Genomic DNA, 19555 nt, shown 5'->3' on the forward strand with positions numbered 1-19555 from the left:
CGTGGAGTTCCCAGCTTTCAGGCTCGTCAACCGCCACTGACTTTCCAGTGCTTGACGTCATCGGCAAATACCATCTGCTTCATCTCATGAGCAATGCCGTAGGCCAGGGACTCGTGGGCGGCGATGACTTTTTCCTCGGCGGACAGGCAATGGAAAATATCCAGTTTGGTCACGGCGTCCGCTGTTTCGAGCGTGAAAATTTGCACATAGCGTGCAAGATCATTGTCGAGACTGGACAGGTATTCGCGCAGTCGTTGGTGGTCGACCGATTTTTGGCTGAAGTACCAGTTCATCGGGTGAATCAAGAATCTGGCATGAGGCGAAGTGATGCGTCGATTGGCCGCCAGAAACATGATGATCCCCATCGATTCGATATTGCCGGCGTTGATGGCGCAGAGCGGAACCGGCAAGGATTTGAGGAACGTGTACAGCGTGAAGCCGAAGTTGGTGCTTCCGCCACAGGTGGACAAATTCAGGAGCAGTGAGGTTGCGCCCTGGTCGATGGCTTCCAGGCAGCAATCCCTGAAGCGTTCAGTGGTTGCCTGATCGATCTGGCAGTGAAAATGCACGATATGTTCTGTCATCGACGACCTCCTGAATGACATGCCGGGAGGGCTGCTTTCAAGATAATCAGTCTAGTGAAACTTGGTCCTGATGTCTGAAAATCCGGCATGCGGCGCCCCTTGATCATGGGGATGCCGCCAGTCGAATGAGTTGATTTCCGATGGAACCAAACCCCGAAATCCGCTCGTCGCGAGCTCGATATTACCGTTCAAACTTTCGATTTTTGGCGCCCTCCGAATTAAACGAGCACCTGCTCGTGTCAACGATCTAGAGGTGAACAGACATGGCCAACACAGGAAACAACAACCCAGGCGGCTTTTCTGACCGGGACAAGACTTCGCAAGCCGGCAAGAAAAGTGGAGATTTTTCCAAGGATCCACAACGCACCTCTGAAGCAGGTCAAAAGGGAGGCCAGGCTTCGGGCGGTCAATCATCACGGGATTCGGATCGCATGTCCGGTGGCGGACAAGGAACGAATCGCGGCGGTGAATTTACCGACGATAACGAAAACATGTCCAAGCCCGGCCAGAAAGGCGGTCAGGCTTCAGGCGGACGGCAATCAAACGATCCTGATCGTATGAGCAGCGGTGGACAGGGCAGCGGTCGCGGGACCAATGTCACCGATGATCGCGACAAGTCCTCCGACATGGGACGCAAGGACAATGAGCAGGGTGGCGGTGGAGGACGCAAATCCTGATGCAGTGTGATTGCCATCAAGCCCCGACCCGTACTCGGGGCTTGATTTGATTGAACATCGATCCGGGAAAATCTGAATAAAGGCCCTAAATCGAGGTTTTCATGGAAGCTGCGCGGTTGAGCCAGGGCATCGAGACCCTGGATCAGATCCAGTTTGCGATCCTTGAGCGCAACGGAAAAATGTCGGTGATTTCCCGTGAGTCGTGAACGTGGAAGCGGCTGATTCGGCGCTGATGGTCGCGCGCGCGCAGTTTGCGATCACCATTGGTTTTCATATCGTGCTGGCCGCACTCACCATTGGGCTGGCCAATTTTCTGATGGTGCTGGAAGGTCTCTGGCTCTGGCGTGGCTGTAAAATCCATCTGGATATTTACCGTTATTGGCTAAAGGTGTTCGCCCTCAATGTGGTGGTAGAAAGGTGCGTTCTGCCCGCAAATGACGGTGACGGTTCCAACAATGCGCCCGGCCTCAAACATGCGACGGGAAGTGCGGCAAGACGTGCTCACTGAGCTCGTCGAGAATCTCTCCATAGGGTTGGCGGCTGACCTTGGGGTTAAGCGCGATATGCGAAATGCCGGCAGCTTGCGCTTGTTCCAGATAATTGCGCAGGCCGTTGCGCCCCGCCCGGAAGCCTCCCTGAATGCGCTGGAATGGCTGGTCCGGGTTGTCGCTGAGGTCAAAATAGCCACCCAGACCTAACGGTTTGAAAGCGTTTCGGCCTTCGATCTCACGCACTTTGGCGTGCCAGCTCTCGCCCAACGATGCCAGTCGCTCGGGGCTTTGCACGCCGGCCAGATAGCCATCGAGGTGTTCGGCCAACCATTCAATGCTCTGCTGCGCCTGGCCGACAGCGATTGAAGGGACGCGGCCATACGGCGCTTTTGGTACCAGGTCGAGGTTTCCGAATGAGTGACCGAATCGCTCGGAGCGAAAACGCGGGAAGTTCTGCTCGATCAGGGTGCGAAACACCGAAAAGGCATCACGATACCGATCACCACGGGTTTCATAATCGATACCCAGCATCGGGTAGTCGCTGTATCGATCGCCCGAGGACAGCCCCAATACCACGCGCCCTTCGCTCAACTGATCCAGGGACGTCGCTTGTTTGGCCAGATACATGGGCTCATGGGTAGGCAGCACGATACCGGTGGTTCCCAGGACGATGTTGCGCGTGGCGGCGGCCAGGAAGCCGATGTAAACCAGGGGCTCGAAGATGTGCGCCACATCGTTGTAATCCGGGTCGTAGAAAGGAATGTCACGCATCCACAGCGCGCCAAAACCCAGCGCCTCGGCGCGTTGCGCCATTTCAACGTGGCCACGCATGGTCGGTGCCGCGCGACCGGCGTGAGTTTCGAGGGGCAAAATAAGGCCAATCGTCAGTGCCTGTGGTTTAAACAGGCGCTGAAAACCAGGGTGACGCTCAAGCGAGGGATCAGCGGTCGGCAGGGCGGCAGGTTGCACGTGTGGCGAGGGTTGGGTGGCAATGGTCATGATGGCAGTCTCGGTGAGTGGCGTTGACTGACATATTTATTGATTCCTCAATCCGGATAAACAGCAGTCACAGACCATTACACGGTCCGCTGAGTCCCTAATGATGTTCAGACTCCCAAGGCACCCCTGATTCCCAGCGTTCAATCAACAGATCAATAAAGGCGCGGACACGCGGGGATAACTGACGCTTGCTCGGGTAGACAACCCGGATGGGGTCGGGCGATGCACGGTAAGGTTTGAGTACTTCCACCAACGTTCCGTCGCGCAGGTCGTTACCGGTGATATAGGTCGGCAAGTGAATCAGGCCAATGCCAGTCAACGCCGCTTCGCGCATGGCTTCAGAACTGTCGATGTTCAGCCGCCCTGGCTGTTCGTACAAATAAAGGCCAGTGGGTGTCTGGTAACGCCAGACACTGGCCTGGCCACTGATGAACGCTATGGTGTCATGCCCGAGAAGATCAGCAGGCGTTTGTGGTACGCCGCAGCGGGCCAGATAAGACGGCGAGGCACACGTTGCGAACTGCTGCCAACCCACTGTTCGGGTTAAGAGTTGTGAATCATCTTTTGGCGCACCAATGCGGATGGCTATGTCGATACCTTCTTCGACAAGGTCGACAAAGCGATCGGTAAACCAGACGTCTGCGCGAAGTTCAGGCCACTGTTTCAGATAAGCATCCAGAATCGGCAGGATATGGCGCTGACCGAAGGATAGGGGGGCTGTGAGTTTAAAAGTGCCGGTCGGCCGCCCACGGCGCAAGGCCATGGTTGCCTCCACCTCATCAAGATCCTCGAGAATTTGCTTCCAGCGTTCATAGGCAACCCGTCCCTCGTCAGTCAGGCTCAGTTTGCGCGTCGTGCGATTCAGAAGCCGTGCTCCCATTCGACCTTCAAGACGAACAATACTTTTACCTACAGCCGATCGGGTCAGACCGAGTGAAGCTGCAGCAGAGGTAAAGCTTCCAGCCTTCACAGCCGAGACAAACGCAGCGATGTCACCGAATCGGTTAGCTTCCATGGGTAGCTTTACTCCAGTGCGTAAGCGTTGTAGCGGGAAATGACGTTCCCCAAGACAGGTTCTTGCAGTGTCTCAAAATCAAAAACGCTGTCGAATCAGGTTTTGTCTCCTGCTGATAAGCCCACTGAGGGGGGCTGTTGGTGATCTCATCTGATTATGTGGCTTGCGAGCCCATCTTTCGCTGCTACGCTTAATACGTCGGAGCTGTCCGCAAGGCGACATGTTTCACCCCCCCGGATTTCGGTAATCCCAGGCCTTTCACGCCACCAGCCATCCTCAGCCGCTACTGCCGACCGTGCCAGGCCATATTTCGGTCATGCGCGCTAAACCCATGCACATGTGTTGACCCGCGAAGGAACGGAGTAATGGGTGTGATTTTTCACGCCCCCATCAATCATTGGCGGGCCACAACGACGGCTCAAACGGGAATTCGCATGTCCTCAGGCATTCTTTGGAGAAACTGCCATGAGACTTCAGTTGCTTACGGCTGCACTGATTTTCACCAGTATGACGACCACCGTTACGGCGCTCGCTGGTGAGACTTCCCCCCCCACAACCGATAAGGCATCAGCCACCAGCGTGGTCAAACAGGAAATCAAGCTCACGCGAATCACGCCCGAATACTGGCGGGTCACGTTCCACAACCCGCCGTACAACATCTATGGTCCGGAAACCATGCCGCAGTTGAACGAGGTGGTCACCGCCATCGAGTCCGATCCGAAGCTGGTGGTCGTCGTGTTCGACAGCGACGTGCCGGATTTCTTTCTCACCCACTATGACTTCGTCCCCCCGCTGACTGACACCACCAGTCTGCCCAACGGCCCGACCGGCCTGCCGCCGCTGCCTGACATGCTGGTGCGATTGAGCAAGGCGCCGGTGGTCTCGATTGTGTCGATTCGCGGTCGCGCTACCGGCGTTGGCAGCGAACTGGCGTTGGCCAGCGACATGCGCTTCGCCAGCCGCGAGAAAGCCATCCTGTCGCAATGGGAAATCGGCGCCGCCCTGGTGCCTGGCGGTGGTCCTATGGCGCGCCTGCCCAGACTGATGGGGCGCGGGCGAGCGCTGGAAGTGCTGCTGACCGGCAACGACATCAATGGCGAACTGGCCGAACGCTATGGCTACGTCAATCGCGCGCTGCCCGACGCCGAACTCGACAAGTTCGTCGACACCATGGCCCGTCGCATCGCCCGGTTCGACAAGCAGTCGATAGCCGACATCAAGCGCCTGGTCGACGCGGCCAGCCTGCCGCCCAATGACGCCATCGCCAGCGAATGGGAAGGTTTCATCGGTTCGGTGAAACGCCCGACGGCACAGGCGCGGATCAAACAATTGATGGAGCTGGGCCTGCAAAAGAAAGCGGACGTCGAAAAACGCCTGGCCCATTACACCGGCACTTTGGGTGAGGCGTCGAAATGATCCTGCATCCCGTTTCCTTATAAGAATCGCGGTTGCTTCCCAGGCTGGCGTAGGGAAGCAACCGTGACAATCTTTATTTATGGCGGACAATCGGGCCAGTGCTCTATGACGCTCTTGTAGCGAGTGTAAAAGCGCACGGCTTCCTCGCCGTATGCGTGATGAGCACCGAACATCGATCGCTTCCAACCCCCGAACGAATGCCACGCTGACGGCACTGGACTCGGAAGGTTGATGCCCACCATACCGATCTGAATCTGCCGGGTGAATGCGCGCGCGGCGCCGCCGTCGGATGTGTAAAGCGACACGCAGTTCCCCAGCTCGTGGGCGTTGACGAGTGCAATTGCGCTCGCGAGATCAGGCACCCGGACAACCGACAGGACCGGCCCGAAAATCTCTTCTCGATAGATGCTCATTTGCGGCGTTACGTCGTCAAACAGCGAGCCGCCGAGAAAGAAGCCCTCTTCGTGGCCGGCCACGGTCTGGCCGCGGCCATCGACGACAAGCCTGGCACCTGCCGTGAGGCCCGCATCGATATAGCCCAACACCTTGGTGCGATGCGCGGCACTGATAAGCGGTCCCATATCCAGACCGGGCTCCATGCCACCGCCCATCTTGAGCGAGCGCACGCGCGGCGCGAGACGTTCGATCAACTCATCACCGACACTCCCTACCGCCACCACGACTGACGTCGCCATGCAGCGCTCGCCGGCTGAGCCATATGACGAGTTGATTATCGCATCGACCGTTTTATTGAGATTGGCGTCGGGCAAGACCACGAGATGGTTCTTCGCACTGCCCAGTGCTTGAACGCGCTTGCCGTATTTCGCGCTTTCTTTGTAGATATATTCGGCAACTGGCGTCGAGGCGACGGCAGATACCGCAACCACATCGGGGTGCTGCATCAGTGCATCGACGACGGCCTTGCTGCCATGGAGGACGTTGAACACGCCTTTGGGAAAGCCCGCTTCGATGAACAGCTCCGCGAGCCGAATCGATGCCGACGGAGTGCGCTCCGAGGGTTTGAGGATGAAAGTGTTTGCGGTCGCGGCCGCCATCACAAACATCCAGCACGGCACCACCATCGGGAAGTTGAATGGCGTGACGCCCATGGCCACGCCGACGGGTTGACGCAGATTCCACGCGTCGATGCCGGGGGCGCTCTGATCGGTGAAATCGGTCTTGAGCAGGTTTGGAATGCCACACGCGAATTCGACGATTTCGATCCCGCGTATCACCTCGCCCTTTGCATCCTCAAACAACTTGCCGTGGTCGCGGGTAATCAACTCTGCGAGTTCGTCGCTATACGTCTCGAGCAGTTCCTTGAACTTGAACATCAAACGCGCACGCTTCAGTGGCGCGGTTTCGCTCCAGCCCGGGAAGGCGGCTTTCGCCGAAGCGACGGCCGCGTCGACGTCTTCTGCGTTGGCGACCGGCAATTGGGCTGTCACTCGGCCTAGCGCCGGGTCCAACACGTCGGCGAACTGTCCGCTCGTGCCTGCAGCGTGTTGACCGTTGATGAAATGACTCAGTTGACGCACCGAGCCTTGATTTGCTTCGCTCATACGGTCCTCCTGAACATCAGGGTCCTGTACTGGCAGCAACATGCTGTGATCCATCCGTCACTATGCGCTCGCCCCGGCGTTTATCAAGGAGGTCGTCGCGTCAACCGTCGAACGAGGTAGTCGCGACCCATGGCGCACGAGTTAAGTTCGGGCTGCAACGAACGGTTGTCCAATACCTCTAAACACCCCGGAATGAGCCGTGAACCATTCTTCCTGAGCAAGCTGCATTCTCCAGGGAGAGTTGTTCGCCTGTTCGTGCGCACTGGATTGGAGGGCATCGGCTGTCGCAAGGTAGTGCAAGGCTAGATGGGTGAACGGCTGCGGCTCCCCATCCACGATCCGGAATCGTCGCACCGCAAGCCAATCGGAGCAGTCGAGCAATGTGGGGATGTGATCCTCTTCATACCAGCGGTCAAACGCTTCGGTGCGGGGCGCGGGCACGGTGAAGAATACGGCATAGACCAGTGCGGCTTCGCTTGAGGATGCGTTGTGCGCCTGCGGATTCTTCCAGCTGCTGATTTCCTCCCCGATATAGCGCGTGACATCTTTGGCTCCGGCCACTATGCGGCGAGTCGATTCACCCGAGCTGGCCTTGATTTCCTTGTACTCGGGTGTCAGCAGGGCACTCTTGTCTTGCAATTCGTAGAGGGCCAGGTACGCAGGGCCATCTGCATTGCGAAAGCGCTGCGCACTGACGAAGCCCGGTGCTTGCATGCGCGGCGGGATATGCTCGGTGTCATACCAGTGGTTGAATTCGTCCTCCTGGGTCGCACCAGGCGTCATCTCTGAAAACAGCACAGCTTTGCGGGTCATTGGCCTGTCTCTCGTAAATGTTCAGCGCTAGCGCCAGCCGAGGTCGGGGGCGACATGGGTGAGAATCGATTCGATGACGTGCGCGCAGTACTCCACGCCCAATTGGTTTGGCACCGTGAGGAGCAGGGTGTCGGCGGCAGCGATCGCCTCGTCCTTGGCCAGTTCCGCAACGAGGACATCCGGTTGCGCCGCGTAGTTTCGACCGAAAATCTTCTGAGTATCGTCGTCCAGGAAGCCGAGCGTATCGTTGCTCTGAGTGTCTCGACCGAAGTACAGCCGGTCCAGATCGTTCACCAGCGCGAAGACACTGCGGCTGACGGACACGCGCGGTTCTCGTGTATGTCCGGCTTCTTTCCAGGCCTCACGATAGGCGCGGATCTGTTGTGCTTGCTGGATATGAAGGGGGAGGCCGCTTTCGTCGTTCTTCAAGGTCGAGGTCTGCAGATTCATACCCATCTTCGCGGCCCAAACCGCGGTTGCATCGGAACCCGATCCCCACCAGATGCGCTCGCGAAGGCCTTTGGAATGCGGTTCGACCCGTAGAAGCCCAGGCGGGTTTGCAAACATCGGCCTTGGATTGGGCTGCGCAAAGCCCTTGCCCCGCAGCACCTCATAAAAAACTTCGGTGTGACGGCGCGCCAAATCGGCATGAGTCTCACCCTTGTCAGGCTCGTAGCCGAAGTGGCGCCATCCGTCCATAACCTGTTCGCCGGAGCCGCGGCTGATACCCAGCTGCAGCCGTCCACCCGCAATCAGATCGGCTGCCCCGGCATCTTCTGCCATGTAGAGCGGGTTTTCGTAACGCATGTCGATGACACCCGTTCCGATTTCGATCCTGCTGGTTTTTGCTCCGATCGCTGCGAGAAGCGGAAAAGGCGATGCAAGCTGTTGAGCGAAATGATGGACGCGAAAGAACGCCCCATCTGCGCCCAGTTCCTCAGCGGCAACCGCCAGGTCGATGGATTGCAGAAGAACATCAGACGCCGACCGCGCCCGCGAACCCGCAGAATCGCTCCAGTGGCCAAAAGAAAGAAAGCCGATTTTTTTCATGGGAACCTCACCGAAAGGGTTCAGATACAGGGTAACGGGTGGTCATGATCACCCTGGAGCTGGTTAATCAGATCGCTTCTCAAGCACGTCCTTAACCACAGGCAATGCCGTATAAACGCTGGACCAACCCGTGTAAAACGCCAGTTGCGTCATGACTTCGCCCACTTGCGTGCCGGTCAGTCCATTGTCCATTGCGCGGTTCAAGTAGAAGGACAGTTGTGCGATCTGCGCCGTGGCCACCACCGAGCTGACCGTAACCAGACATCGATCGCGCGGGGCGAGGCCCGGTCGCAGCCACAGATCATGAAAGAGAACATCTCTGGTGAGCTGGACAAGCCCCGGCGCCACCGCACCGAAGTTCTGCGCGACGGTGGTCTCGCGTTGTGCTTCGGCTACCTCGTCGATGGGGAGGAGGTCGACGGTAGCCGGCGCAAGCTGCGCTGCACCCATTGCGCGTCGTTCAAAGACCGCATTCGTTACCTTCGCGGCCGCCATCGCATTGGCCCAGCCGGAATAGAACGCCAGATGGGTAATGATTTCCGAGATTTCGCCAGGATCGAGGCCGTTATCGAGGGCCAGGTCGAGGTAATACGACATCTCCGCACTCTGATTGCGCGCAATCAATACCGACAGCGTCACGATGCTGCGGTCTCGCGCGGACAGTTGCGGTCTCTGCCATAAATCGCCGAGCACGACGTCGGTCGTATAACGCGCAAGGGCTGGCGAAACCGCGCGGATGCCTTCAAGCGCGTTGCCGGAGTCGTAGCGAACTGAATGTTGCATGGCTGTTTTCCTCAGGTTGGTGTGCGCAACGGTGTCAGGGGCAAAGACTGGCCGTTTTCAGGCGGCCAGCCTGAGGAGGGCGAGTCTTGCCTAGACTGCGAGTGAGGCGTTCTGCGGGAATAGTGCGCGACGGGTTTCTTCGTCGAATTCGGTTTTGAACTGAAGTTTGTCCTTCAGCGCCAGAGCGCGGGCGGCCGCCGGGCGCGACGAGATTTCATCGACCAGGCGCTTGACGTGGGGATAATCGGTCAGACCCTTCTCGCCGAAGATATAGCCGGCAAAATTGGCCCAGCCCCAAAGTGCCATGTCGGCAATCGAGTAAGTATCGCCAGCCAGGTACTTCGAGCCGCCGAGACGCGCATCGAGAACCCGGTAGTGGCGCTCGACTTCTTTGATATAGCGGTTGCGCGCATATGGCAGGGGTTCCGGCGCGTGGTGCATGAAGTGCACGGCCTGGCCGGAGAACGGCGAGAGGCCGGTCGCGATGAACAGCAGCCATGACAGCATCGCTGCATGCTGCGATGGGTTGGCCGGCACGAACCTGCCATGTTTTGCCCCAAGGTGCAGCAGAATGGCGTGGGAATCGAATACCGCGACCCCGTCGTCAACGATGGCCGGGACCTTGCCGTTCGGATTGATCTCCAGAAATGCCGGCTGGTGTTGCTCACCCTTGAAGGTGTCGACGGCAGAAAGCTCGAAAGGGATTTCAAGTTCTTCGAGCAGGAGCGCGACCTTGGTGGGATTGGGCGTCGGATGAAAGTAAAACTCAAGCATGATGTTTCCTTGATTTGACGTGAGATAAATCGCAGTGCATTGGCAGGCACGGAGGGCACGAGATCAGCGAACCTGGGGCTTTTCAGGAGGCCTCCAGAGCGCGTAGGGAGATAGTGGACCGATGTCCCGGGTTTGACATACGATCGCCCCGATGAAAACGTTCGGTGAGATCGCACATGTTGTCTGAAGACGAATTGGCACTGCTGGAAGCGATTCGCGAGACTGGCAGCCTTTCACGCGCAGCCGCGCGGCTGGGCAAGGCGCCGTCGACGATCTCGCACGCCGCACGGCAACTGGAGGCGCGCTTCGACGCCTTGTTGTTTGATCGCCGTCGTTACCGACTGCAACTGACGCCCGCCGGTCAGGTGCTCGCCGATGAAGCCGCACGTCTGATGCTTGATGTGTCGCGCATGACTCAGCGTGTACGGCAGATCGCGAGCGGCTGGGAGGACCAGCTCTGGATCGTCACCGACGAAATTATCGAATTCGCACTGCTGATGCCGCAGGTACGCGATTTCGATGCGCTTGCGTCTGGCGTCAAGTTGCGCTTCACGCACGAAGTCTTGAACGGCACCTGGGAAGCATTGCGTGACGGCCGTGCGGACCTGATCGTGGGAGCGACCAATGAACCGCCGGCGATTCCCGGGCTGCGCTGGTTCGAGCTCGGCTCGATCGAATGGGTGTTCGCGGTGGCGGCGCGACATCCCCTGGCGCGCGTTGACGGGCCTCTCGGACGCGAGCACCTACGCGAGCATCGCGCGGTGGTGGTGGCCGATTCGTCGCGTGCGATAGCGGGGCGCGCTTACGGGGTGATCGGTGGCCAGACTTCGCTGGCCGTGCCCAACATGCAAGCAAAAATACTCGCGCAGCGTGAAGGCCTGGGCATCGGCTGGTTGCCGCGTCAGCGCGTAGCGTCGTTGCTGGAAAATGGCGAGCTGGTGGAGAAAGCGACCGTCGATCCGCGCGAGCCGACCGTATCGTATGTTGCGTGGCGCGGTGATCGCGAGGGGCGGGCGTTGCAATGGTGGCTGGAGCAGTTGCGGCAGCCGCGCCTGGCCAGGCGGTTGATACAGGGCATGGATATGACGATCGGCTCATGACACGAATCGAGTTGCGCGGTTGATCACAGGGCACTGGCATCGTTTTCGTGTTCATCGGCAAAGGCCATGAGCACTTCCAGATCGAGCACATCCAGTTTTATCTGAGCGATAAAAGCGGAGAAGGCCAGGTTGGCAGCGAGTAGCCGTAGATCGCTGGCCCAGGCCGGGACATAGGTGGGGCCCTGGAGCCAGCCGGACTCGAATAGCGGCGCCAGGCGTAAGGTATCCGCCAGGCTGAGGCGTCCGGCAAATAAATGCCCCACCAGTTCCGGTCGATTGTCGCGGATTGCGATGCGCAGCAGTGTATGGACACCCAGTAAACCCGTCAGGTAGGCGGCATCCTTGGTAAACGCCGAGCCACCACGCAGGTCGGCACCACGGAAGACCCGCTGGGTTGAGCGGAAAGACTCCTCTTGTGACTGGCCGGCGGCAAGAAAACCCTCGAAGACCTGTATGAAGTCGGCGCCATCCAACGCCTGCTGGACCGCAAGCACGCGCAGGGCCAGGCGGCGCAAGCGGTTGATGTCCATGCTGCCCGTGAACAGTTCTGCCAGGGTGGCAATGCCTTCCTGGGTTTGAGTCGTGCGTGGCGCTCCCAAACCCAGGCTTTTGAGGTTGGGCTGCAGCGCGCCATTTTGTGCGGTAGCCACATGCACGAAGGCCTCGTGCTGCAATAGCTGATTCTTGTCCAGTTCAGAGAACAGCGCGCCGGTACGCAGGCGGATGCGGCTTGCCCCGGCGATCGCCTTGGCGGCCAGCGTCGGGTCGAGCACGACCGTGACCCGGCCCTCACCGAAGAAACGGTCCAACTCCGGCTGCATCCAGGCGGCGAAGGCCTCGGCCGGAATCTCAGCCTGAGTCGGTGGAATCCGGGCGCCACCCAGCAGGGCGTCGGTGGTCGTGAGAAAGAACTGCGCCGCGTCCAGCATGCTGAGTTTCTGGTTCGGATAATAGAAATCCGGGCGCCGGTACAGCGCGGATGAATAGTGAGTAAAGGCGGGAGTGCCGATCGCACCCAGCATGCGTCCGGCCGTGGCATAGCTACGCGCGGTCATGGCCAGATAGTTCCCGGCCGGGTGCCCCAGGTCGCAACGCCCGATAAAGGCTTCCAGCGCGGCGATGTCGGCGCTGTGTTCGCGGGGGCTCAATTGGACTCTGGGCAATTCTGCTTTCCCTTCGCGCCAGTGCGCCAGGAACACTTCCTCGACGCCATCGGGCCAGGACAGGGCATCCAGTACGCGGATCCTGCGCACCAAGCCGGGTAGGGTGGCATCGAGTTCAGACAGGGGGGCGCTGCTCATGGAGTCACCCTTGGAAGATGAGGTTCATTCGAAAAAGCTTAGCCGTTGCGATGCATTGCGTCGTAACCGATCAACGGTTTCAATTAATAATGACAAAAACATCAATATTGAAATATCTCTCAATATTGCATACCTTGGTGACGCTTGACGATGAGACCTGTGCGCCTCACGACTTCAATCTCCCAAGGGCTCAAAATGAACAACAACAAGAACGTTTGCGAATTGCCTTCCTCCGCCGTCGATGTACTGGTCGTCGGTAACGGTCCCGTAGGTGCGACAATCGCGGCGCTGCTCGGCCGCTACGGGGTTACGACCCTGGTCCTGGACAAGCTCCATGACATCGTACTGATGCCTCGTGCCATTGCGCTGGACAACGAGGCCTTGCGCATCCTGCAACTCGCCGGATTATCGGAGGACGCCTTCGAGAAGATCGTGATCCCGGAAGTGAAGATGCACTCTCCGGTGCTCGGGCAATTCGGTCGAGCCAATACGCAAGGGTGCATCGACGGCCATCCCAAGCTTGTGACCTTCTATCAACCCGACCTCGAGCGAGCGATGCGTGGCCAGGTTTCCCGCCTCAAATCAGTGACCAGCCTGGGTGGTTTCGAGCTGGAGAGCCTGGTTGAGGAAGCGGATGGCGTGGTCGCCACCGTGCGGGATGAAAATGGGCATTCGCATGCTGTTCGCGCCCAATACCTGATTGGTGCAGATGGCGCCAGCTCCCGGGTCAGGGCGCTGATCGGCCAGGAGTTCGAAGGGCAAACCTATGCCGAGGACTGGTTGATTGTCGATGCCAAGAACCGGCATCAGTCGGCCATTGATCACATCGAGTTTATCTGTAATCCGCAGCGGCCCACGCCGCACATGCCCGCCCCCGGTGGCAGGGAACGCTGGGAATTCATGCTGCAACCCGGTGAATCCCGGGAGGAGCTGGAAAGCCCGGAAAGCATCGCCCGGCTCATTGCGCCATGGGTCAATCCGCAGGAACTGGAAATCGAGCGCAAGGCGGTGTATCGATTCCACGCCCGTTGCTGCAACCGATTCAGCAAGGGACGTACGTTCCTCGTTGGCGATGCCGCGCACATCACGCCGCCCTTCGTCGGGCAAGGTCTCGTCGCGGGCCTTCGTGATGGTGCCAACCTGGCCTGGAAGCTGGCGTGGGTCCTGCGTGGCCACGCCGCGCCGGCGATACTCGATACCTATGACGTAGAGCGCCGCCCGCATGCCCAGGCGATGATCAATCTGGCAAAAATGATGGGCCGCCTGGTGATGCCCAAGAACAAGATCGCAGCGTTCTTCATCCATGGCTTTATGCGCACACTGGGGTTGACTGCCTCGACCAGAAGGTACTTCGAGCAGTTGGACATCAAGCCGAAGAACACCTTCAAGCACGGCCTGTTCGTGCCACATCGCCGGGGGGACAAGCTGGTACGTGGCAGCCTGTTTCCCCAAGCCTGGATACGCACCCTGCAAAAGCAGATCAAGCTGAGCGACGATGCACTGGGAGACAACCTGACCCTGGTTGGATTTGGTGTTGACCCGTTGTCACTGCTCACCGCTGATCAGATCGTTGCCTGGGAAAAGATGGGAGGCCACTTCCTGGAGGTCAGACCCCGCGGTCAACGTTCCGGCGGCCGTTGCGACTTCATCGAAGACATGAACCATGAGATCCTGCCGCTGGCGGCGAAAGGAACACTGGTCGCCGTTCGCCCTGACCGTATCATCATGCACCATGCCCCTGGCAAAGAGGCCGGCAGGCTCCTTCGAGAATGCCAGGGCCTGCTGATGAGTGATGAAGTCACTCCCGACAGGGTTTCCAGTACCATCAACGAGCCGATTAGATTAAGAGCTTAATCATGCCTATCTCCACACCTCCTTTAGAAGCGGCTGTGCCGGAACCTCTCACCAGGGGGCACAAGAAGCGCGAGCGCACCCGTCGCGGTCTGATGGACGCGGCATTGCGACTTGTCGCACGCAAGGAGGTGGGGGAGATCGCCTTGTTGGAAGTCGCCGCCGAGGCGGCAGTATCCAACGGCACCATCTACAACTATTTCCGAACGCGCGACGAAGTAATCGAAGCGGTGGGCATCGCCATGGCCGCCGAGTTCTCTGACGCCATTTCTGTCCTGAACGCGGATGTGCAGTGCGGAGCACAGCGGGTTTCGATTGGCGTGCGCATGTTTGTGTGTCGGGCCGCCGCCGACCACCCCTGGGCGAATGCGTTGCTGCGGATCATCCATTTCGACCAGGCCATGCGCTCGCGTCTGGCTGATCATGTGCTGGGCGACCTGCGTGCAGGGCTGCAGGAGGGCAGTTTCACTTACGAGGACGAGGGCATCGCCCTGGATATGGTCGTATCGTGCACAACCGGGGCAATGCGTGCGGTTGTCGAGGGTCGTGCCGTGGCGGAGCATGATGTGCGGGTCGCCGAAATGATTCTCCAGGCGCTGGGCGTAACGCCTGCCAAAGCCCGGAAAATTGCGGCCAAGCCACTGCCTGGGTAACGCAGGACAGGTATTCCGGCTTCCTCAAAAATGACGGCGCTGTACATGTCATAGGCGGTAAGCATCGCCCATTTTTTGCCCAGGGCCTTCATCTGTTTCAGGTGGGGAATTCGGACGCGCTCCAGCTGTTGGGCAAGAGGCGCACTGCCATATGGTGAAGGCTGGTCGTTCATTGGGATGTCTCACTGAAGGTGCATTAACCGAGCATCTGTTCGATAAATAGAACCACTGCGATGATGACCATGGCCGCACCAGAGAGGCGACTGACCCTATGTGCGGCGGCTGGACGTGCTCGAAGAACAACCTGCGATCCAAATCCGACTAACAAGTAGATCACGCCACAACTGAACGTGTGGACGAGCCCGAGCGCAATCATCTGCATCGGTACAGGCCAGGGTGCAGTAACGTCGGCAAATTGAGGCAACAACGCCAGGAAGAGCAGGAACACTTTCGGATTCAGCCCGCTGACACAAAGCCCCTTGATCGCCCAGCGCTTCCATGACCCTGACGCCTGGACGTTGTCTGCATGCAGCGTAGAGGGGCGGACGAGCATGTTGATGCCCAACCAAAGCAGGTAACCCGCCCCGGCCACTGTCAGCACTGACAGTGCCACAGGGTGCTTGGCAACCAAAGTGCCTACACCACCGGCTACCACCATTGTGGCAATCAAGTGCCCGGATAACAGCCCGCCCACGGCGGGTATGACGACTCGATGCTTCAAGCCGGCGGATATCGCGTAGGCCCAATCGGCTCCAGGTGTGATGACGAACAGAATCGACACCGCCCAGAAGGCAACCAAAACACTGAAGGTCATGGTGTTACCCGTGCCATTTCATAATTCACTGCATAAGTCATCATCCCGCTTCTCCAATCAAGGCCGTCCCTCTGGTTCTCTCAAGAGGAGTACGGTTGTTAATGAGTGGAGGAAGATTAGTGAAAAATGGTTAGAATTAACTTCCAAAGATGATTGTTTCTGTGGCCCAGCTTAGGAGAATTTTCTGATTGGATAGAATAGATAGGAAGATTCTTGCTGAGTTGCAAAAGGATGGGCGCCTTTCGGTCACGGAACTTGCCGACCGCGTAGGCCTGAGCCTCTCACCTTGTCACCGGCGAGTGCGGGCACTGGAGGAGTCCGGTGTGTTGCTGGGCTATCGCGCGCAACTTGATCCCGGTGCATTGGGTCTGAATTTTCCGCCATGGTGTTTGCCACCCTTCGCGAGGGCGACCGCAAAGCAGTCGAGGCGTTCGAGGCGGCACTCATTGATATACCTCAGATAGTCGATGCCCAGAGGTTATTTGGGGAGCCGGATTATCTGCTGCATGTCATCGCCCAGGACTTGCCCGCCTTTCAAAGACTTTACGACGAGAGTCTTTCAGCCTTGCCCAATGTACAGCGGCTGACGTCGACGCTTGTCATGAAGCGGGTCGTGCAGGATCGCCCCTTGCCTTTGTAATGTTGGTTGCTTTGCTTCGCACTGGGGAACCACGGTCACGGGAAAAAAGCCCAAAAGGAATTGGGCTTTTGTGCTCCTTCCCTTGCGCTAGGCCGCGATGTTCGGCGAGCCGAGACTCTTTTTCAGTGATGCTTTCATTGCCTCCATTTCCTTGCCCAGCTCATCCAGCTTTTCTTTGCCCAGCAGCTTTTTGGCTTGAGGAAACATTTCGGTCTCTTCTTCTTCGATATGGTGTTCGAGTAACTCCTTAACGACTTTCACACGTCCCGCAAACTCGGGGGTAGAAGGATCAGTGGTTTTCAGATCGGGCAGAACGAGAGAATCGACTGTCCGGTGCTCTTCCTTGGCCTCGTAATACATTTCGTCCTGCTTCTTACCGCCAGCTTCCTTGTAGGCGGGGTACAGGATCTGTTCTTCAAGCTGGGTATGAATCGTGATTTCCATCTCGAGCTTCTCCAGCAGTTCGGTCCTTTTCTTGGTGGCTCGGTCTGTGGATCCGCTCAACTGGGCCAGGATTCCTTTGACTTTTTCGTGGTCGGCTTTCAGGAGGTCGATTGCGTTCATTGGGATTGCCTCTTCTATCACGGATGGCCGGCTGATCGTGGTCAGCGCTTCATGGTTGCCCAGATAGATCGCACTTTGCATGCCAGTTACCCGCCAGGTGAAAAACCTAATAAATTTAATGACATGGAAAGCCTGCCGGCGACGTAAGGGCATGCACTATGCACGAGATGGGGTACAAGACCGTGCAGAAGATGGATTTTCGTGACCGTGCGTGTTTGTGCAACCGCAAGGGCCTCAGGCGTTATCAATCCACTGCCGATACCGCTTCGCCTGACGTCGAGATTTCAGCTGACTGCTGATCAGTGCCATAAGCGGTGACATCCCGGGGCGCGTCCGCTTCCCTTGGCTCAGCAGGCCAAGCTGTTTCTTGATCAGCGACGCCACAGCCAGTGACGCCAGCGCCTTGTTCTTCCAGCGCACAACGACGGGCTCCACTTCGGTGTCCTGACCTGCCATCCACTGGCTGGGCAGGGTCGGCTCGATGGCCAACGCCGTGGCAAGCCCGACCATCGACACCGAGCCGCTCACCACGCGCTCCGCGACTTCCTTTCTGCGTACGCCACCCGTGACCATCAGCGGCATGCGCGCGATGTCTGCGATCCTCTCCGCGAATTCGAGAAAATAGGCCTCTCGGGCCAGAGTGCTGCCGTCGCGGGTCTGTCCCTGCATCGCCGGGCTTTCGTAGCTGCCACCGGATAACTCAACCAGGTCGACCGCCTTGGCGTTGAGCATTTCCACCACGCGAGCCGCATCCTCAGCATTGAATCCACCGCGCTGAAAGTCTGCGGAATTGAGCTTCACCGCCACGCAAAAGATCGGTGCCACGCGCTGACGTATGGCGTCGATGGTTTGCAGGAGAATGTGCGCACGATTTTCCAGGCTCCCCCCCCCAGCGGTCGTCACGTCGGTTGGTCAAGGGCGACAGGAATTGGCTGAACAGATAGCCATGCGCCGCATGAATCTGCACACCCGTGAACCCGGCACGCTCGGCCAGCACCGCCGATTGGGTATAGCGCTCGATCAGCTCCTCGATTTCCTGCTCATCCAACGCCCTGGGCGGCGCAAAAGCTTTAGACAATCCTGGGATATCGACCGCAACGGCGGAGGGGCCTCTTGCCGGCTGCCCCATTGAAGCCAATAACTGCCGTCCGGGATGATTGATCTGCATCCAGGCTTGAGCCCCGCGACTGCGGCAAGCTTCGGCCCATAAGCGGAAATGGCGCAGGTTCCGATCGTCCTCAAGCACCACGCCTGCGGGGCCGGTCAAGGCGTGGCGGTCAACCATGACGTTGCCCGTGATGATCAGGCCGGCGCCACCTTGCGCCCAACCCCGATAAAGCCTGGCCAACGCTTCACCTGGAGCGTGATGTTCGTTGGCAAGGTTTTCTTCCATGGCGGCCTTGGCGATTCGATTGGGAATCACCACACCATTGGGCAATTGAAGCGGTTCGAAGAGTTTTGACGCAGACATGCTCGCACCTACAGTGATGAAACTTCTACCAGCCGACATGGGCGCACGTGGTCGTTGAATGACACTGAACGGCTGGGTCAGGAACCCTGAAATCGAATGGCTATTGAACACGCGTGTTCAACGATGCCATTAAAAATGGTGAACTGGCAAGCCCTCTGGTAATCACACCCTTCGTTTGCCTGGCCACGCTCATCCAGTCCATTGTCAGATACAGGAAGGGGGAGGGTATTCTCACCCCCAAAAAACCCGTTGACACAAATTGAACACGAGTGTTCAATCAAGGCTCAGATGAGTCTGGAGATAAATTGTGCAATCCCTGAATCCAACACAGCGTCGCATTCACCAGGCTGCATTTCGCTTGTTTGCGGAAAAAGGCACCTTGCAAGTCAACATTCTCGACCTTGCGCAAGAAGCAGGGGTTGCGCGCGGCACGGTCTACAGCAACATCGAGAGCATGGAGACCCTGTTCGAATCGGTCGCCAGCCAGCTCGCCAAAGAGATGCATGAACGGGTCAGCAAGAGCTTCAACTCCCTCTCCGATCCCGCCCAGCGCCTGGCCAACGGCATCCGGTTTTTCATCCGTCGGGCTCACGAAGACTCCCAGTGGGGGGCATTCATCCATAAGTTCGCCATGAGCAACGCTTCGCTGCGTGAAATGTTTTCCAGCCAGGCGACGACGGACCTTCTCAGTGGACTGTCCAGTGGTCGGTACAGGTTTCAGCAAGAGCAATTGCTCTCGGTGCTGACGCTGATATCGAGCAGCGTCCTCGGCTCCATTTTCCTGGTGCTGGAAGGGCACAGAACGTGGCGCGAATCGGGATCCGATACCGCCGAACTCGTACTGCGGGCCTTGGGTGTGCCTCTTGAGGAGGCGAAAGCGCTGGCGACCGTAGAGTTGCCGGCGCTTCCTCCGATCGACTAAGCGCGGTAACCGACACTTCGAACAAACTCCTGGCATTTTCAGGGGTTCGGGGATCGCTTTGCCCTGAGAAACTGG

At 58.4% G+C, this 19555-nt stretch carries 19 protein-coding genes and 3 pseudogenes; 9 read left to right on the top strand and 13 right to left on the bottom strand.

All coding sequences use genetic code 11. From position 1 onward, the window contains the following. Window positions 1-26: 26 nt before the first annotated feature. Window positions 27-584, bottom strand: a complete 558-nt coding sequence (locus tag BJ917_RS12360; RefSeq protein ID WP_096512176.1) for an ATP-dependent Clp protease proteolytic subunit — start codon at window positions 582-584, stop codon at window positions 27-29. A gap of 263 nt (window positions 585-847) precedes the next feature. Between BJ917_RS12360 and BJ917_RS12365 the strand changes: the two genes are divergently transcribed. The 3 genes from BJ917_RS12365 to BJ917_RS12370 all read left to right on the top strand — a co-directional run bounded on the left by BJ917_RS12365 (window position 848) and on the right by BJ917_RS12370 (window position 1769). After that, on the top strand, window positions 848-1261 hold the full coding sequence (locus BJ917_RS12365) for a KGG domain-containing protein (protein WP_096512175.1): 414 nt from the start codon (window positions 848-850) through the stop codon (window positions 1259-1261). 101 nt (window positions 1262-1362) lie between these two features. After that, window positions 1363-1467 carry a YetF domain-containing protein gene (locus BJ917_RS32695; RefSeq protein ID WP_372237713.1) on the top strand — a complete coding sequence of 35 codons (105 nt, stop codon included), beginning with the start codon at window positions 1363-1365 and terminating at the stop codon, window positions 1465-1467. 2 nt (window positions 1468-1469) lie between these two features. Further along, window positions 1470-1769 (top strand): cytochrome ubiquinol oxidase subunit I, encoded by a 300-nt coding sequence (locus BJ917_RS12370; RefSeq protein ID WP_254007519.1) that lies wholly within the window; start codon window positions 1470-1472, stop codon window positions 1767-1769. On the opposite strand, the gene BJ917_RS12375 is transcribed toward BJ917_RS12370, so the two are convergent. Both BJ917_RS12375 and BJ917_RS12380 read right to left on the bottom strand, forming a co-directional pair. Next, window positions 1729-2751, bottom strand: coding sequence for an LLM class oxidoreductase (locus BJ917_RS12375; RefSeq protein ID WP_121103479.1), 1023 nt, complete (start codon window positions 2749-2751; stop codon window positions 1729-1731). The two genes, BJ917_RS12370 and BJ917_RS12375, sit on opposite strands and share 41 nt — an antisense overlap. A 97-nt stretch (window positions 2752-2848) precedes the next feature. Then, window positions 2849-3766, bottom strand: a complete 918-nt coding sequence (locus BJ917_RS12380) for a LysR family transcriptional regulator (protein ID WP_096512173.1) — start codon at window positions 3764-3766, stop codon at window positions 2849-2851. A gap of 465 nt (window positions 3767-4231) precedes the next feature. Between BJ917_RS12380 and BJ917_RS12385 the strand changes: the two genes are divergently transcribed. Continuing rightward, entirely contained in the window at window positions 4232-5182 is a 951-nt protein-coding gene (locus BJ917_RS12385; protein ID WP_177435585.1) for an enoyl-CoA hydratase/isomerase family protein, read from the top strand. Window positions 5183-5259: 77 nt separating this feature from the next. On the opposite strand, the gene BJ917_RS12390 is transcribed toward BJ917_RS12385, so the two are convergent. The 5 genes from BJ917_RS12390 to BJ917_RS12410 form a co-directional block, all read right to left on the bottom strand. Continuing rightward, on the bottom strand, window positions 5260-6744 hold the full coding sequence (locus tag BJ917_RS12390; protein WP_121103480.1) for a CoA-acylating methylmalonate-semialdehyde dehydrogenase: 1485 nt from the start codon (window positions 6742-6744) through the stop codon (window positions 5260-5262). Window positions 6745-6885: 141 nt separating this feature from the next. Then, window positions 6886-7557: a DUF4286 family protein gene (locus BJ917_RS12395; protein ID WP_121103481.1), complete on the bottom strand. Its 672-nt coding sequence runs from the start codon at window positions 7555-7557 to the stop codon at window positions 6886-6888. Between the two features lie 27 nt (window positions 7558-7584). Continuing rightward, the gene (locus BJ917_RS12400) at window positions 7585-8607 is read right to left on the bottom strand and encodes an LLM class flavin-dependent oxidoreductase (RefSeq protein WP_121103482.1); all 1023 of its coding nucleotides are present in this window, start codon (window positions 8605-8607) and stop codon (window positions 7585-7587) included. Between the two features lie 63 nt (window positions 8608-8670). Then, window positions 8671-9390 carry a carboxymuconolactone decarboxylase family protein gene (locus BJ917_RS12405; protein WP_096512168.1) on the bottom strand — a complete coding sequence of 240 codons (720 nt, stop codon included), beginning with the start codon at window positions 9388-9390 and terminating at the stop codon, window positions 8671-8673. Window positions 9391-9480: 90 nt separating this feature from the next. After that, window positions 9481-10164 (bottom strand): glutathione S-transferase family protein, encoded by a 684-nt coding sequence (locus tag BJ917_RS12410; RefSeq protein ID WP_096512167.1) that lies wholly within the window; start codon window positions 10162-10164, stop codon window positions 9481-9483. Between the two features lie 176 nt (window positions 10165-10340). Between BJ917_RS12410 and BJ917_RS12415 the strand changes: the two genes are divergently transcribed. Beyond that, on the top strand, window positions 10341-11264 hold the full coding sequence (locus BJ917_RS12415; protein ID WP_121103483.1) for a LysR family transcriptional regulator: 924 nt from the start codon (window positions 10341-10343) through the stop codon (window positions 11262-11264). Between the two features lie 23 nt (window positions 11265-11287). Here the strand turns inward: BJ917_RS12415 and BJ917_RS12420 are convergent, their stop codons facing one another. Then, window positions 11288-12565 carry a flavohemoglobin expression-modulating QEGLA motif protein gene (locus tag BJ917_RS12420; RefSeq protein ID WP_096512165.1) on the bottom strand — a complete coding sequence of 426 codons (1278 nt, stop codon included), beginning with the start codon at window positions 12563-12565 and terminating at the stop codon, window positions 11288-11290. Window positions 12566-12760: 195 nt separating this feature from the next. On the opposite strand from BJ917_RS12420, the gene BJ917_RS12425 reads away from it, so the two are divergent. Next, on the top strand, window positions 12761-14419 hold the full coding sequence (locus tag BJ917_RS12425; protein ID WP_121103484.1) for a bifunctional 3-(3-hydroxy-phenyl)propionate/3-hydroxycinnamic acid hydroxylase: 1659 nt from the start codon (window positions 12761-12763) through the stop codon (window positions 14417-14419). A 2-nt stretch (window positions 14420-14421) separates the two neighbouring features. Next, complete coding sequence (locus tag BJ917_RS12430) at window positions 14422-15069, top strand: TetR/AcrR family transcriptional regulator (RefSeq protein ID WP_096512163.1); 648 nt, start codon at window positions 14422-14424, stop codon at window positions 15067-15069. A 56-nt stretch (window positions 15070-15125) separates the two neighbouring features. Here the strand turns inward: BJ917_RS12430 and BJ917_RS12435 are convergent. Both BJ917_RS12435 and BJ917_RS12440 read right to left on the bottom strand, forming a co-directional pair. Continuing rightward, window positions 15126-15242, bottom strand: a pseudogene (locus tag BJ917_RS12435) (3-methyl-2-oxobutanoate hydroxymethyltransferase); the annotation flags it as partial. Between the two features lie 23 nt (window positions 15243-15265). Beyond that, window positions 15266-15883, bottom strand: a complete 618-nt coding sequence (locus tag BJ917_RS12440; RefSeq protein ID WP_121103485.1) for a LysE family translocator — start codon at window positions 15881-15883, stop codon at window positions 15266-15268. A gap of 188 nt (window positions 15884-16071) precedes the next feature. Between BJ917_RS12440 and BJ917_RS12445 the strand changes: the two are divergent. Next, window positions 16072-16523, top strand: a pseudogene (locus BJ917_RS12445) (Lrp/AsnC family transcriptional regulator). An 87-nt stretch (window positions 16524-16610) separates the two neighbouring features. Here the strand turns inward: BJ917_RS12445 and BJ917_RS12450 are convergent. Together BJ917_RS12450 and BJ917_RS12455 are read right to left on the bottom strand one after the other, a co-directional pair. Further along, window positions 16611-17087, bottom strand: a complete 477-nt coding sequence (locus tag BJ917_RS12450) for a hemerythrin domain-containing protein (RefSeq protein WP_096515457.1) — start codon at window positions 17085-17087, stop codon at window positions 16611-16613. Between the two features lie 234 nt (window positions 17088-17321). Then, window positions 17322-18558: pseudogene (locus BJ917_RS12455) on the bottom strand (NADH:flavin oxidoreductase/NADH oxidase family protein). Between the two features lie 307 nt (window positions 18559-18865). On the opposite strand from BJ917_RS12455, the gene BJ917_RS12460 reads away from it, so the two are divergent. Next, the gene (locus BJ917_RS12460; protein ID WP_096512159.1) at window positions 18866-19480 is read left to right on the top strand and encodes a TetR/AcrR family transcriptional regulator; all 615 of its coding nucleotides are present in this window, start codon (window positions 18866-18868) and stop codon (window positions 19478-19480) included. Window positions 19481-19555 lie beyond the last annotated feature (75 nt).

It is taken from the genome of Pseudomonas sp. WPR_5_2 (assembly GCF_003634475.1).
Classification (GTDB): Bacteria; Pseudomonadota; Gammaproteobacteria; order Pseudomonadales; family Pseudomonadaceae; genus Aquipseudomonas; species Aquipseudomonas izuensis.